The sequence below is a fragment of the Halomonas sp. LC1 genome, assembly GCF_030247125.1.
GTDB lineage: Bacteria > Pseudomonadota > Gammaproteobacteria > Pseudomonadales > Halomonadaceae > Vreelandella.
In genome coordinates this window covers 338,097-353,795 of record NZ_JASSPG010000002.1, presented here as the reverse complement: position 1 = coordinate 353,795, position 15,699 = coordinate 338,097, and the positions used below count along the sequence as shown (strand labels likewise).

Here is a 15,699-nt window from a genome sequence, read left to right as displayed (position 1 = left end):
CGTGCACATAATAGCGAATGTGTGTGGGCGAGGCTACCCCCTTGGTGCGCTATCTTACGGCGTGATCGGCATTTTTCGGCACTAATGACCGGCGCTGAGGTCTGGTGGTGAATGCTTCTATGGAGAACCGCTTTGAAAGCTTTGATGGCTCTTTTCCCGCTGCTGTTGGTGCTGCCGGTGCAGGCGGATTGGCAGCTTGATCCTGGCCAGTCTCAGGTGCAGGCGTCGATTACCCAACTGGATGGCGAGGCCCCTCAAACCCATCACCATCAGGTGAATAACTTGCAGAGCGATATTGCTGCCGATGGCACGCTGCGCCTGCCGCTGCGCTTGAGCCAAACCGACCTGCTCAACCGCTTTGGGGAACTGCCGCCGTGGGTGGGCTTGCTGGCGAACACCACGCTGGTGACGCTGGTAGCGCAAATGCCGCCGGAGCGGTTAGACGGCTTGGATATTGGCGAGTCGATGGTGGAAACACTCACCTTTCGGGTGCAAACCGACCTGATTAACCAAGAAGAAGCGGTGCCGCTGCGCTTTACCCGCGAAGGGTTAAACGAGGTGCGCGTGACCCACGCAGAACCCATGGCGCTAGATGGCAACGCGCTGATGGCCAACAGCACGGTGCGTACCGTGCTGTCGATGCTGGGCTACCAGCAGATTGATGAGCATGTGCCCGTCACGCTAAATGCGCTGCTGGTAAACCGCTAACGTTTGGCTTAGCCACTGATGAGCGCCTAGTGGCTAAGCGCTTCCACATCGCCTGCTTGGGCGGTACCGGTTTGTACCCGCCACTGAGCGGCATAATGGCCGTCCGCCGCTAACAGGCTGGCGTGGGTGCCGCGCTCGGCCACTTGGCCTTTTTCGATCACCACAATCTCATCGGCGTGCACAATGGTGGAGAGCCGGTGGGCAATCATGATCACCGTTCGGCCGTGGGCGATGCGTTTTAGCGAGCGCTGAATGGCCGCTTCGGTTTCGTTATCCACCGCACTGGTGGCTTCATCCAGCACCAGAATCGGCGGGTCTTTTAACAGCGCCCGCGCTAGTGACAGCCGCTGGCGTTGGCCGCCAGAAAGTCGCACGCCCCGTTCGCCCACCGGCGTATCCAGCCCTTGGGGCAGCGTTTCGATAAAGCTCCAGGCTTCGGCGGTTTTAGCGGCGTCGATAATCGCGGCATCGTTGGCATCCGGCTGGCCATAGGCGATGTTGTCGCGAATACTGCCTTCAAACAGGTACACATCCTGGCTCACTAGGCCAATGGCTTGGCGAAGTGAGTGCATACTGACGTCGGTGATGGGCTGGCCATCTACCAGCACACGGCCACTGGCGGGGTCGTAAAAGCGCAGCAGCAGTTTGATCAGCGTCGATTTACCGGAGCCGGTGGCCCCCACCAGCGCCAGCGTATTGCCAGCGGGCACGTGTAAGTCCACGCCGTTCACGCCTACTTGACTGGCTTCATATTGAAAACTCACCGCCTCAAAACGCATGTCGCCTTTTACCGGGGCAGTTAAAGGCGTGGTGCTGTCGTCCTTCACGGCAATCGGTACTTCGAGCAAATCCAGAATCCGTTTGGTGCTGGCCATGGCGCGCTCGAACAGGTCAATCACTTGGGCAAGGCCGGTGAGCGGCCACAGCAGGCGCTGGGTCAGAAACACCAGCACGCCATACGCGCCCACGTTGAGGCTGCCGTTCAGCGCCATCATGCCGCCGACGGTAAAGGTGGCGAGAAAGCCCGCCAAAATCGCCATGCGGATGACCGGAATAAACGCAGAACTGACTTTAATCGCGCGACGGTTGGCTTCCACATAGGCTTCGCTGGCATCCCGCAGCCGTTCGGCTTCCCGCGCTTCGCTGGTGAAGCTTTTAATCGTGGCGATGCCGCTGAGGTTATTGGAGAGACGGCTGGCAAGGTCGCCCACTTTCTCGCGCACGTCGCTGTACAGCGGCCCGGCTTTGCGCTGGAAGAAAAACGCGCCCCAAATGATCAGCGGAATGGGAGTGAATGCCAGCAGCGCGATGAGCGGAGACAGCACGAAGAACACCGCGCCTACGGCCACCACCGTGACCACTACTTGAATCAGCGCGTTAGCACCGCCATCCAGAAAGCGCTCTAGCTGGTTGACGTCATCGTTCATGGTGGCCACCAGCTGGCCGGAGCTTTTCGATTCGAAAAACGCCATATCGAGCCGCTGGGCGTGCTCATAGGTGTCTTGGCGCATATCCGCTTGCAGCCGCTGGGCCAGATTGCGCCAGAGAATTTGGAACAGGTACTCAAACAGCGACTCCCCCGCCCAAATAAAGAAGGTGAGCACCGCCAAAATGGTGATCTGCTCTTGAGGCGATTCAAACCCCAGCCGCGCCACAAAGCTGTTTTCCTGGTTCACCACCACATCGATCGCCACGCCAATCAGAATTTCCGGGGCGATATCGAACAGCTTGTTGATGATCGAGCAAATCGTGGCGATGATAATCTGCCGCCGATAGCCTTTGGCGTAGCGCAGCAGGCGCATTAAGGCGTGAAAGCTTTGATTGACGGACGCTTTGTCAGCGCGGGTCGGGGAAGAAGCCACATCAATTCCTTTTACGTTGTTATCTAGGGTGATTAACCTTCAACACGTTACGCGGGTTGGCTCGCCCGCCGCACATTGGCGAGCAAAGGGCTGCCGGTATCGGGATCGAGCAGCAGCGTGCACTCCACCTGATACAGCTCCCGCACCAGCGCAGGCGTTACCACCTCAGCGGGCGCGCCCTGGGCAACGATTTGCCCGTCGCGCATGGCAATCAGGTGGTCGGCGTAGCGGCAGGCGCTGGCGAGGTCGTGCAGCACCATGACCACGGTGCGGCCTTGGCAGGCCAGGTCGCGTACCAGCTCGAACACTTCGATTTGGTGGCCTAAGTCTAACGCGGAGGTGGGCTCATCGAGTAGTAAAAGCGGCGTTTGCTGAGCGATGGTCATGGCGATCCAGGCGCGCTGGCGCTGGCCGCCAGAAAGCGCTTCCAAAGGCCGGTCGGCAAGCGCCTCAAGCCCGGCAGCGGCCAGGGCGTAGTGCACCACCTGCTGATCTTCCGCCGACCACTGGCGCAGCCAGCCCTGGTGGGGCTGGCGGCCAAAGCGAATCAGTTCGGTGACGGTCAGCCCTTCCGGAGCGACCGCCTCTTGGGGCAGTAGCGCCAGCTTGGTGGCAAGTTGGCGGGCGGGCATCTGGGCGATGTCGTAGCCGTTGAGCAGCACGGCACCGCTGTCCGGTTTATGCAGGCGGGCCAGCCCAGAGAGCAGCGTGGATTTACCGCAGCCGTTGGGGCCAACAATGGCGGTTACTTGCCCGCTGGGCAAGCTAACACCGAGTTCGTGAATCACTTGGCGCTGGCCGTAGCTCATGCTGAGCGCATCGGTGGAAAGCGTGGGTAATGAGGTCATGGGCGGCTCCGTTGCGGGCGCATTAGTATCCAGAGTAGCCAGGGGCCACCCACCACGGCGGTAACAATCCCCACGGGGATCTCGATGGGGGCAAACAGCGTGCGGCCCGCTAAATCGGCCAGCACCATCACCAGCGCTCCCGCCAGCGTGGCGGCTAGAATGGGAACATGGCGGGCGCTGGAGAGCGAACGGGCAATTTCAGGACCGATCAGCGCCACCAAGCCCACCGGCCCCGCCACGGCAACGGCCAGCGCGGTGAGCACCACTGACAGTAACAGCACCTGCAGCCGCCGCGCTTTCACCGCAGTGCCTAAGCCACTGGCGATGGCATCCTTAAAGCGCAGCAGCGTGAGCGAGCGGGCCAGCGCCAACGCGGCCACTAACCCAAGCGCTAAGCCAATACCCAATAGATGTACCGCGCTTGCCGGGCGGGCATTGAGGGAACCCACGGTCCAGGGGTAGGCAGCGTTGGCGGTATCAATCGCTACCCGCGCCAACATCAGCTGCGTGACCGCGCCAAAAACCGCGCCCACGCCAATGCCCGCCACAATAAAGCGGTAGCCCTGGGTGCCGCTGCCCGCCGCTAGGCCAAAGGTGAGCACGGCGGCAGTGGTCGCCCCCGCCAGTGCCATGGCAGGCGGGGCAATCCCGACGCCTAACCCAACAATCGAGGCCACCGCAAAGGCGGTGGCACCGTTATCGATGCCGATAATGCCGGGGGTCGCCAAACGGTTACGGGCCAGGGTTTGCATTAATACCCCGGCCAGCGCAAAGGCAGCCCCAGTGAAACAGGCAGCGATCAGGCGCGGCAGGCGCAGCTGCTGCACCATAAACGCGGTCATTCTATCGCCCTGCCCCAGCAAGGAAGCCACAACCGTATTCGGGTAAAGCGTCACGCTGCCCAGGCTTAAATAGAGCACGCAGGCGGCCATCAGTGCGGCACTCAACCCGATATTCACCGCCACGGCGCGCTTTTCCAGCAGCACGCTCACCCCATAACGGGGCAGCGCAGCGCGCCAGTAGCCCTGCGGGGCAGCGACCTTTTGTGCGCTCGACTCTTCTCGATAAGCGGTGGGTGTATGGGGCAGTGCCACACCGCTCATCGACTGTTTTGCCGTCATTTTCATAGCATCAGATAACCAAAGAGAGTGCGTTAGAGCATCGGCAGGCGCTTGGCCCGCACCACCGCAATCAGCACCGGCGCGCCGCATAGCGCGGTGAGTACGCCCAAGGGCAGCTCGGAGGGGGCGACGACGACACGGGAGATAATATCGGCGGTGAGTACGATCAGCGGGCCGACGGGTAGGCAGAACCAGAGCGTGCGGCGAATATCCGGCCCGGCGATGGCCCGCGCTACAAAAGGCACTACCAGCCCCACAAACGCAATCGGCCCGGCAATGGCGGTGGCCGCGCCGACTAATAGCGCCACACAGCCCACCGCCAGCCAGCGAATCAGCCCAGGGCGGTGCCCTAAACCGCTGGCGGCCCGCTCCCCCAGCGCCAGCGCGGCCAGCGGCCGGGCAATCAATACAACGCCCACTCCTGCTACCAATAGGCTTGGCAGCACGGCCCATAAATCGTCTAGCCGCCTACCCGCCAAGCTGCCCACCACCCAAAAGCGAATCTCATCGGCGGCACGCTGGTCGTAGAGCAGCATCAGTGCGCTGAGCGAGCCAAGCAGCCCCGAAAACGCGGCCCCCGCTAACACCAAGCGCACCGGGTCGCTCCCCACACCGCGCAGCCGCGCCACGCTGATTACGCATACGCAGCCGATCAGCGCGCCTAGCTGTGCCACGGGAATGCGTAAAGTGGCCGCGCTGGCCCCTAATACCAGCGCCAGGGAAACGGCAAACGCAGCGCCTGCGCTCACGCCCAACAAGCCCGGCTCGGCCAGCGGATTGCGGGAAACGGCTTGCAGCAGCGCCCCCGCTACGCCCAGCGCCACGCCAACGGCAATGCCAATCAGCGTGCGGGGCGCGCGCAGTTCCCAGACGATAAAACGCGCTTCCGCGTGATCACTACCGCTTAGCAGTCCCAGCACTTGGCGGGGGCCAACGCTGCCTGCGCCTATCAACAAACTAACGACGCTCACCGCCACAAGGGCGGTGAGCAGAAGGATCATCCAGGTACGAGGTGAGCAGCGCCTGCCGCTCACGTTGTTCGCAACAGAGTTAGCAAAAGAGCTCACGGCAGCCTCGTTCACGGCAATAAGGCATTCTCGATGTCATCCAGAATCGCCTGGGCCGCCAGCGGGCCGTTGGCGCTGCTCCAGAGCTGGCCGTTGACCGGCACCACTTGCTCGTTCTGTACCACGTTCAAGCGGTTGAAGGCAGCGCTCTGTTTGGCGCTATCTAGGGCGGCTTGGCCGTCATCATTTAGCGTGGCCAAAAACAGCCAGTCGCCGTCTACCTGGGAAAGGTTTTCTAGGCTCAATACATCGCTATGCACGCCCCGTTCACCGATCAGCTCGCCGCCTTGCACATCCAGGCCGACGCGCTCTAACAGGCCGGTGGCAATCAGGTTTTCCGACATCACCATGGGGCCGCCGGGCATCCAGCGCACCAGATAGGCGTTGCTCCCCACATCGGCGTCAGCTACTGCGTCTGACATAGCGTCGACCCGCTGATCGACGGCGCTGATCGCTTCGTCAATGGCCTCTTCCTGGTTCAAAGCCTGGCCGAACAGGCGCGCTTCGGCTTCCCAGTTATCGGCCGCCAGCGGTTGCGTGTGGGGCACCACAGTGGGAGCAATTTGCGATAGCAGTTGATACTGCTCCTCCGGCAGTTGGGCCGCGGCGAGAATCAGGTCCGGCTGCTGGGCCAACACTGCTTCAATATTGATTTCCCGCACGACGCCCACAATCTCAGGGTGTTCGAGCTCATTCGCACTGAGGTAGTCGGTCACGTATTGCGCCACGTTGTCGCCGCCACGGGTGGTGACCGCCCCTACCGGGGTCACGCCTGCCGCCAGCGCGGCATCCAACGCGCCCTCATACAGTGTGACGACACGCACAGGGTTGTCAGCAACCTCCACGTCGCCGTAGGCGGTCTCCAAGGTGCGCGCTTGAGCAGTACCCGACAGCAAGCCGCCCATCAATATCCCTATTAACCCGCGCTGCAGTAACGTGTGTCGCATATGACTCTCCGGTAAAACGCTATGCCTAAATGATCCTCTCCGCTGATAATAACGATTCTCAAAAGCACTTGCACCCATATTCCAACGAATCTCCCGTTGCATGTCCTGCAACGCTGGGTGGAACGGCACACGTCGGCTTCCAATCCTACGGGCAGATCAACGTCTCTCTGTCGGCAATCGTTCCATTAATAGCAACGCTATGTTCGATAAAACTATCTCGCAAGTGGGAACTTTTCTTCTTAGAATCCGCAGCTCATTTGATAATTAGTTTCATTAGCAAACAAGACTCATATCAGGGGATCGCCATGCCACGCTTTACTCGCACCGCCCTCGCCAGTGCCATCGCGCTGAGCGTTACTGCGACGGCTCATGCCCAAGAGGCCACCCAAAACAGCACCCAGCTTAATAATATGGTGGTCACCGCCGCCGGTTATGAGCAAACGCTGAACAATGCCCCTGCGAGTATTGCCGTAGTTACCCGTGAAGAGCTGGAGCAAAAACAGTTCTCTAACATCGCCGAAGCGATTGCCGATGTACCGGGCGTCGATGTACGTGCAGGCACGGGCAAAACCGGTGGTTTGAATATCTCTATCCGTGGCATGCCCAGCGATTACACGCTGATTTTGATTGATGGCCGTCGCCAGAACACCTCCGGTAGCGTCACGCCGAACGGCTTTGGCGAAACCTCCACCAGCTTTATACCGCCGCTCTCTGCCATTGAACGCATTGAAGTGATTCGTGGCCCGATGTCGACGCTGTATGGCTCTGACGCCATGGGCGGGGTTATCAACATCATCACTCGCCGCATTGGCGATGATTGGGCGGGCTCGGTGAGCGTTGAGAACACCTTCCAGGAAGATCGCGATGCGGGCAACAGCTCGGCGATTAACCTTTACAGCGCCGGGCCGCTGGTGGAAGACACCGTTGGCCTTCAGGTGCGTGGCCGCCTGTTTGATCGCGATAGCTCCGAGCGCATGATCGAAAACAGCGCTGGCCGCGACCCGCGCCCTTCAGAGGCGCGCATTTACTCCATCGGCGGGCGTTTGAACGTGACGCCGGATGAAGCGAACGAGTTCTGGCTGGATGCGGAGCGCGCCCGCCAAGTGTACTCCAATGACGATAACCGCCTGGGCACGCAAGATGGCACCAACCGCGCGGGCCAACCCTCTCCCGGTACCTTTAACGGCTATAAAGACGAGCTGCGCTTTAACCGCGACCAAATCGCCATTGGCCACACCGGCCACTACAGCGCGGGCACCTGGGAAAGCAGCATAACGCGTAACTTCACCGAAACCCTCGGCCGCACGCTGCCCGCAGGCAGCGCACCGGATTACGGCTATGAAGCCCAGGGCGGTGAAGATCGCCTGCTGGAAAACCGCGACATTATCGTCGACACCAAATTTGTAGCGCCTCTGGGTGACCACATGGCCACCATTGGCGGCCAGTACATCGATGCCGAGCTGCAGGACGGCACCGCAGGCGACATTACCTTCGAGCAAACCAGCTGGGCGCTATTTGCAGAAGATGAGTGGATGCTACGGGACGACCTAGCGCTAACGCTGGGCGGTCGCTATGAGCACCATGATGCCTTCGGCGGCCACTTTAGCCCGCGCAGCTATTTGGTGTGGAACACCACACCCGAATGGACGCTAAAAGGCGGCGTGAGCCGTGGCTATAAAACGCCGAGCCTGAACGACCTGCATAGCGGTATCAATGGCTTTGGCGGCCAGGGCACCACGGTCAACATTGGCTCGCCGGACTTAGAACCCGAGAAGAGCACTAACTACGAAATTGGCGCTATCTACGATAACCAGAGCGGTTTCTCGGCGGGTGCCACGGTGTTCTACAACCGGTTCACCGACCGTATCGCCGATGCGGCCGATATTCCTAACTGCCAATTTGTCGACAGCAGCGGCAATACGCCCAACGCTGGGCTAGCGAACTGCCTGAGCGTTGGCAACTTCACCCAGCAGGAGAGCTTTGGCCAGCTGACCAATATCGACGAAGCCGAAACCCGCGGCGTTGAGTTAAATGCCAGCTACCAGCTTGCCCCGGCGTGGCGTGTTAGCGGTGGGTATACCTTCACCGATTCCGAAATTACCTCGGGGGCCAATGAAGGCCAGGTACTCACTAACACGCCTGATCACAAGCTGACCGCTGACCTTACCTGGGCGATTAACGACCGCTGGAACACCACGTTAGAAGGTGAGTACTACTCTTCCCGCGAACGTTTCGTCGGTGATATCAGCGGTGAATCCGCCTCGCTGGTGGAGCAGTTGGGCAACAAGCTGGATGGTTACGAGCTGTTCAACCTGCGCAGCTCCTACCGCTTCAGCGACAACGTGCGCCTGACCGGCACCATCTACAACCTGTTTGATAAAGACTTCACCGGTGCGGATACCTTCGTGCACAACGGCGACACGCTGCTGGCCTACCGCTTTACTCAGACCGGCCGTTCCACCGACGGCGTAGCGCTGGATGGCCGCAGCTTCTGGGTCTCTGCCACTTACGACTTCTAACGCTTGAGGGTTCACTTACTGTTTCAATGCTGACTTGCTGCCCCGGCTACGCGCCGGGGCTTTTTTATGACGTGCTTTTGGGTGGAGCGCCCCGCAGTAGCTTCCCCCTATGGCAGCGATTCATGGTTTTAATCTATTTCAACGCATTCGCTTGGGTAGTATGAGCACAGTACGTTACTTGCTCGTCTGCGCCTTGACTGCCCTTCATCTAAGTTAGGAAACAACCTGTTATGACGGTGCCTTTACTTGCCCGCCCTCTTCCCTTAGCTCGCTTGGTGCTGCTACTGGCTTTTTCACTCGTTGCTGGCACCGCGCTGGCCCAATCTGCCCCACGAGTCGAGCTGGCGAGCGTCAACCGTGAGCCGATTTATCAAGAGCTTAACCTGGTCGGCACGGTGAACTCCCTGGAGGATGCGCTGCTCTCCTCGTCGGTGGCCGGGCTGGTCGCGGCGATTAACGTGAACCCGGGCGACCGAGTTGACGCAGGCGACACGCTGGTGACGCTGGATGATGATTTGGCACGCTTTGAGCTAGCCGGGGCGCAAGCGGCAGAAGAGGAAGCCCGGGCCGCGCTTAGCGAAGCGCAGCGGCTGCTGCGGGAGGCGGAATCGGTGGGGGCTGGGCGCAACATTGCCGCTACGGAAGTGAGCGCCCGGCGCAGCGCGGTGAGCGTCGCCAACGCAGCGCTTTCCCGCCTGAATGCCGAACAGTCACGGCTCAACGCGCTGTTGGAGCGCCACACGATGACTGCACCGTTCAGCGGTGTGGTCAGCGAGCGAAGCGTCAACCTGGGCGAGTGGGTCACACCGGGAGACAGCGTCGCCCGTTTGGTCAACCTCAACACCCTGCGTGCCGATTTTCAGGTGCCCGAAGCGTTCTATACCGCCTTGGAGGAGAACGCCACACTCACCCTCACGGCAGGCGAGCAGCGCGCTGAAGCCCGCATCGCGACCTTAGTGCCGGTCAGCGCCTCTAGCGCGCGGACGTTTTTGCTGCGTGCCGAGGTGCCCGAGGCGCTGCCGCTCTACCCTGGCAATGCGGTCGACGCCGTGGTGAAAGCCGCCACCGGGCGCGATGGCATCACCGTCTCCCGGGATGCGCTTAGCCGTTACCCAGATGGCCGAGTCACGGTGTGGGTCGCCACGCCTGACGACAGCGGCATGTACCAGGTGCGCGAACAAAGGGTCGAGGTCGGCATCAACTTCGCTGAGCGCGTGGAAATTACCAGCGGGCTTTCCGGCAGCGAGCAGGTAGTGGTTCGCGGCAATGAATCCTTGGTGGAAGGCGTCAGCGTTGAAGCCGTCTCGGAGGGTGGCGAATAATGTTTGCTGCCCTGCTGCGCCAGCAAACGCTGGTGACCGTGATTGCGCTGATTTTTCTGCTGTTGGGCATCGCCGCGACGCTACGCATTCCGGTACAGATGATTCCGGATATCGAAGCCCGCACCATTACCGTGGAAACGCGCTGGGCGGGCGCGACGCCCCAGGATATCGAAAAAGAGATTCTGGTGGAGCAGGAGCAGTACCTGCGCAATGTGCCTAACCTCACCCGCATGACGGCGGTAGCGGAAAGCGGCAGCGCCGAGATCGAGCTGGAGTTTCCGTTTAGCGTGGACATGACCGCCGCGCTGATCCAGGTGAACAACGCGTTGAGCCAGGTCTCCTCCTACCCCAATAACGTCGACCAGCCCCGGGTAGTGTCGGCCGCGTTCTCCACCGATGCGTTTTTGCGTTTTTATGTCGGCACCCTGCCCGGCAACCCCAACGCGCTGGATATCCAGCTGATGAGCGACTTCATCGAAGACCGCGTGCGCCCGCGCTTGGAAGGCATTGAAGGGGTCTCGGAAGTCGGCGTAAACGGCGGCGCCCAGCGCCAGCTGCAAATTTTGGTCGACCCCGCCGCCCTGGCCCAGCGCGGCATCTCGCTGCTGGAGCTGCGCGAAGCGATTACCCAGCGCAACCGGGATATCTCCGGCGGCGAGCTGGACGCGGGCAAGCGGCGTTACCTGGTGCGCACGCTGGGCCGGTTTGATAGCGCCGAAGCGCTGGCAGAGCTAGTGGTGGCCCGCGAAGGCGATAGCATCGTGCGGCTGGGCGATGTAGCAGACGTGCGCCAAGGGCAGTCGCGGCTTAATCAGCTGTCGTTCTACAACGGCCAGGCGGGGATTGGGATGGACCTGCGCCGGGAGAGCGGCGCCAATGTCATCGACATCAAATACGCGGTGCAGGATGAACTGGCGGCGATCAACGAGACCATTCTGCGCCCAGCCGGCATGGAGATCGTGCTGACAGCCGATGACGTGCGCTACGTAGAAGCCTCAGTGAGCAACGTGTGGAGCAACCTGCTGCTGGGGGCCGCCTTCGCGACCCTGGTGATGTACCTGTTTTTGCGCTCGGCTCGCGCCACGTTTATCGGCGTTATCGGCATTCCGTTCTGTACCATTGCCGCCTTTTTGGGGCTGATGCTGACCGGCCGCACCATCAACGTCATCTCTATGGCGGGCATTGCCTTTGCCATCGGCATGAGCGTGGATAACAGCATCGTGGTATTGGAGAACATCGAGCGCTACCGCCGCCAGGGGCTGGACCGTATTGAGTCGGCACTGCGCGGCGTGCAGGAGGTGTGGCCCGCCACGCTCGCCTCCACCGCCACCACCATTCTGGTGTTCTTACCGATCCTTTTCATCGAAGAGGAAGCCGGGCAGCTCTACTCCGACGTGGCCATTGCGGTCTCGGCGGCGATATTTGCCTCCATGCTGGTGGCCGTCACGCTGGTGCCCTCGCTCTGCTCGCGATTCAGCTTTTCGATGCATCACGCGTCTAAACCCGACGATGCTCAAGCGCCCGGCGACGAGCGCCCTTCTCGACTGGGCGCGCTGCTTGAGCGGCTGATTGCGACGCCGCTACGCCGTGGGGTGATCCTAGTGCTGACGCTGCTGATCAGCGGCTGGACGATCCTGGCCCTGACACCGCCCGCCGAGTACTTGCCCGAAGGCGAGGAGCCCAAAACCTTTGCACGCATGAGCCCTCCCCCTGGCTACAGCCTGCAGGAGATGGCCAGCATTGCCGAGCAGGTCGAAGCGTACTTTCTACCCCATGTGCAGGCGGAGCCGGATGCCTTTTTAGCGGGCGATACCGAGGTGCCGCCGCTGGCTTACATGAACATGCGTGTGGCCCCCACGCAGCTTTTCATTGTTGCCGAAGCGGTCGACTCTTCGCATATCGAAGCATTGATGGAGGCACTCACGAACTACTACGAGCGCTTCCCCGGCATGCGCGCCTTTGCCTCGAAAGGCTCGATTATCTCCAGCAACGATGGCGGCACGCGCAGCATCAACCTGGATGTGGCGGGCCCGGACCTAGCCACGGTGTACGGCGCTGCCAATACGCTCTACCGGGAAGCCCAAACGCAGTTTGGCAATCCGCGTATTCAAAGCCAGCCTTCGTCGCTGTCGCTCGACCAGCCCTTGATTCAAATTCGCCCCGACTGGGCCAGGGTCGCGGAGCTGGGAATTTCTGCCGAGGCGGTGGGGTTTTCGGTCTCTGCTCTCGGGGAAGGGGCGTATGTGGATGACTTCTTTTTAGACGATGAGAAGATCGATATTTACCTCTATGGCCCGCAGGCGTCGCTGCCGTTAGACCAACTGCCAAACCTGCCGCTGCACACCCCCGATGGCTATACGCTGCCGCTATCGGCGGTGGCGCGTATCGATGAAACCATGGATACCAGCGTGATTCGCCGGGTAGACGGCAGCCGCACGGTAACGCTGAACGTGATTCCCCCTGCCAGCATTGCATTAGAGGCAGGCGTCGAGCAGGCCGAGGCGATGCTGGAGCGGCTGCGCCAGGAGGGCGTGTTGCCCTCGACGGTGGATGTTTCGATTTCCGGCGCCAGCGACCAGCTGAACGCCACCCGTGAGGCGCTTACCGGCAACTTCCTGATCGCTATCGTGATTGTTTACCTGCTGCTGGTGGCGATCTTCTCCCATTGGGGCTATCCGCTGCTGATTTTGACCTCGATACCGCTAGGCGTGGTGGGCGGCATTATGGGGCTGGCCGCCATGAATGGCGTGGGCAGCCTGCTGCCGTTAATCGGCGTGGCACCGCTCAGCCAGCCCTTCGATATGATTACCATGCTGGGCTTTTTAATCCTGATGGGTACAGTGGTGAATAACCCCATTCTGGTGGTCGACCAGGCCAGACGGCGGCTGCATGACAAAACGCTCAGCGTTCAGGAGGCCGTATCACAGGCGGTACAAACCCGCCTGCGCCCCATCGCCATCACCACGCTGACCACCCTGTGCGGGCTGTCGCCGCTGGTCTTTTTACCCGGCGAAGGCACCGAGCTGTATCGCGGCGTGGGGGCGATTGTGCTGTTTGGCCTGCTGGGTGCGGCGGTGGTCACGGTGACCTTCCTGCCCGCGCTGATGATCAGCGTGCTCAAGATCACCGAGCGCCGTTCAGCCCGCTCGCGGGCATAAAAAAACGCGGCCACCCATCGGTGGCCGCGTCCGTTGCCTATTTGCAAGATGTTTAGAAAGCGACGTTCAGGCCCAGCCACACCCGGCGGCCGTCATCCACATAGCCATACTCGTCGTAGGTGATGCGCTCATCAAACAAGTTGTAGATACCGGCGTTCACCGTGGCGCTGTCGTTGAGCTGATAGCCAATACCCGCATCCACAAAGGTGTAGGACGGTGCGACAATCGAGCTTTGCGACGGCCCGGTGGTGGGCTGGCTCTCTTCACCCCGGTAGGTCACTTTAGTCCACTGGCTAAGCCGTGCGTTTACCTCCCAATCCAGCGTGGCCGACACCTGGTGGCGGGGCAGCTGGGTCAGCGGCTCGCCAGCGTACTCGCCGCTTTTCTGTTCGGAATCGGTGAAGGTGTAGCTGGCGGTTAGCGCTAGCGTGTCGGTTAGCGGTGCGCCTAGGCTGGCCTCGACCCCTTGGGTCACTGCATCGTCGATATTGACCCGGTACGTGGGGTCACTGCCGAACTGATTCGGGCCTGCATTGCAAATATCGATCGGGCAGGCGATGCGAGTGATTTTGTCTTCGAAGTCGTTGTGGAACAGCGTGAGGCTGCCGTTCAGGCCTGCGTCGTTGCCGTACAGCAGCGCGATCTCTTTGTTGAGCGAGATTTCCGGCTCGAGATCCGGGTTGCCGTAAATATTACCGCCACGGCTGACCTGCCCCCAGTCCGGGGTAATTTCCCGCAGGTTAGGCGAGCGGTAGCCGGTGGATACACCTCCTTTCAGCGTCCATTCAGGTGTCATGTTCCATACGCTGTAAAGGCGCGGGCTGAGGTGGCTGCCATAGTTGTCGTCATCGTCCAGGCGCAGCCCGCCGGTCAGTGCCCAGGCGTCTGTCAGCATCCACTCATCTTCCACAAACAGCGCCCACTGGCTGTTTTCGATGGTGTTCCGGTCAGAGATCTGGTTAGTCTTGGCGTCTTCCAGCGCTTCCTCTTCCCAGCTCGCGCCGACGGTGAGCATGTGCATACCCAAGGGAATCAGGGCGCTGGTTTTCGCGGTGGTGTTGGTAATCTCGATATCCCGAGACTGGTTTTCGCTGCGCTCGCGCTGCACGAAGGTTTCGCTGGTGCCCCAATCGAAGCGTCCGCTGTGGGTCACCGCCACGTGGGTGTTGGTGTACTCGCCGATGCTGTCGGTGCAGCCACCCCGGCAGCCGTCCACCGGCCCGGAGCGCCCCACCAGCGAGCGGCGGTCTTGCTCGGTGATTCCCGCTTCGGCAGTCAGGTCGTGGTCGTCGCTAGCGGCCAGGCTCAACCGTGCGGTGAGGCTCTGCAGACTCTTCTCTTCGTAGCCATACTCGATGTCGTCCTCGTCCCGCTCGGAGGTGCGGCCATAGAGCTGAAGCCCCAAGCGCTCGCCCACCAGCGGCCCGCTGAGGTAGAAGTTCGCTTGGCGGCTGTCGCCGGAGGCGCTGTCTTCCTGCAGCACCGTATCGAGCTGGATATTGCCGTGCCAGCTATCCGCCACTTTTCGGGTAATCACGTTGATCACCCCGCCGATGGCATCGGAGCCGTACAGGGTCGACATCGGCCCGCGCACCACCTCGATACGCTCGATGGCCTGCAGCGGCGGCAGCCAATCCTGTTCAAAGCCCGCATCCCTATTGGGACGCGACTCTCGTGAGCTTTGCGGGCGTCCATCGACCAGAATCAGCGTGTATTGTGACGGCATGCCGCGAATGGAAATGTCGTTGCCGTTATCGCCACGCCCGCCGCCCGTGACGACCACGCCCGGTACGTCGCGCAGCGCATCGGTGACGTTTTGGTAGTGACCACGCTCCAGCTCTTCACGGGAGATCACGCTGATCGAGGCGGGGGCGCTACTGATCTGCTGCTCGAAGCCGGAGGCCGTCACCACGATATCGTTAAGTTGGGGCGTTTCTTGAGCCACGGCTGCCCCGCAGGCGAGAGATGAAATAGCGCTGGCCAGCAGCGTACGGCGCAAACGAGAAGACATAGCGGGTTCCTTTGATATAAAGAGCACTTGCTTACAAATACGAATTATTAGCATTTATATTTTTGCATACTCTTTGCACAAAGGGGCGGGACGGTGCGTTCAACCAAGCGGAACACAAATGGCAATTATTTTCATT

Annotated in this window: 10 protein-coding genes; 4 read left to right on the top strand and 6 right to left on the bottom strand. The window is 60.9% G+C overall.

Translation table 11 applies throughout. The features are described 5' to 3' along the window. The first annotated feature begins 132 nt into the window (after nucleotides 1-132). On the top strand, nucleotides 133-708 hold the full coding sequence (locus QIT27_RS04510; RefSeq protein WP_285263020.1) for a hypothetical protein: 576 nt from the start codon (nucleotides 133-135) through the stop codon (nucleotides 706-708). Between the two features lie 26 nt (nucleotides 709-734). Here the strand turns inward: QIT27_RS04510 and QIT27_RS04505 are convergent, their stop codons facing one another. The 5 genes from QIT27_RS04505 to QIT27_RS04485 all read right to left on the bottom strand — a co-directional run bounded on the left by QIT27_RS04505 (nucleotide 735) and on the right by QIT27_RS04485 (nucleotide 6,553). Continuing rightward, nucleotides 735-2,510 (bottom strand): ABC transporter ATP-binding protein, encoded by a 1,776-nt coding sequence (locus QIT27_RS04505; RefSeq protein WP_285263158.1) that lies wholly within the window; start codon nucleotides 2,508-2,510, stop codon nucleotides 735-737. A gap of 107 nt (nucleotides 2,511-2,617) precedes the next feature. After that, a complete protein-coding gene (locus tag QIT27_RS04500; RefSeq protein WP_285263019.1) occupies nucleotides 2,618-3,418 on the bottom strand; it encodes an ABC transporter ATP-binding protein in 801 nt (266 codons plus the stop codon). Then, nucleotides 3,415-4,545 (bottom strand): FecCD family ABC transporter permease, encoded by a 1,131-nt coding sequence (locus QIT27_RS04495; protein WP_285263018.1) that lies wholly within the window; start codon nucleotides 4,543-4,545, stop codon nucleotides 3,415-3,417. The genes QIT27_RS04500 and QIT27_RS04495 overlap by 4 nt, the downstream gene beginning before the upstream one ends. 26 nt (nucleotides 4,546-4,571) lie before the next feature. Further along, nucleotides 4,572-5,540, bottom strand: a complete 969-nt coding sequence (locus QIT27_RS04490) for a FecCD family ABC transporter permease (protein ID WP_285263157.1) — start codon at nucleotides 5,538-5,540, stop codon at nucleotides 4,572-4,574. A gap of 77 nt (nucleotides 5,541-5,617) precedes the next feature. Continuing rightward, nucleotides 5,618-6,553 (bottom strand): ABC transporter substrate-binding protein, encoded by a 936-nt coding sequence (locus QIT27_RS04485; protein WP_285263017.1) that lies wholly within the window; start codon nucleotides 6,551-6,553, stop codon nucleotides 5,618-5,620. Between the two features lie 305 nt (nucleotides 6,554-6,858). On the opposite strand from QIT27_RS04485, the gene QIT27_RS04480 reads away from it, so the two are divergent. The 3 genes from QIT27_RS04480 to QIT27_RS04470 all read left to right on the top strand — a co-directional run bounded on the left by QIT27_RS04480 (nucleotide 6,859) and on the right by QIT27_RS04470 (nucleotide 13,552). Beyond that, a complete protein-coding gene (locus tag QIT27_RS04480) occupies nucleotides 6,859-9,072 on the top strand; it encodes a TonB-dependent receptor domain-containing protein (RefSeq protein ID WP_285263016.1) in 2,214 nt (737 codons plus the stop codon). 230 nt (nucleotides 9,073-9,302) lie between these two features. Beyond that, nucleotides 9,303-10,394, top strand: coding sequence for an efflux RND transporter periplasmic adaptor subunit (locus tag QIT27_RS04475; RefSeq protein WP_285263015.1), 1,092 nt, complete (start codon nucleotides 9,303-9,305; stop codon nucleotides 10,392-10,394). Beyond that, complete coding sequence (locus QIT27_RS04470) at nucleotides 10,394-13,552, top strand: efflux RND transporter permease subunit (protein ID WP_285263014.1); 3,159 nt, start codon at nucleotides 10,394-10,396, stop codon at nucleotides 13,550-13,552. The genes QIT27_RS04475 and QIT27_RS04470 overlap by 1 nt, the downstream gene beginning before the upstream one ends. Nucleotides 13,553-13,604: 52 nt before the next feature. On the opposite strand, the gene QIT27_RS04465 is transcribed toward QIT27_RS04470, so the two are convergent. Next, nucleotides 13,605-15,563, bottom strand: a complete 1,959-nt coding sequence (locus tag QIT27_RS04465; RefSeq protein WP_285263013.1) for a ligand-gated channel protein — start codon at nucleotides 15,561-15,563, stop codon at nucleotides 13,605-13,607. Between the last annotated feature and the right edge of the window lie 136 nt (nucleotides 15,564-15,699).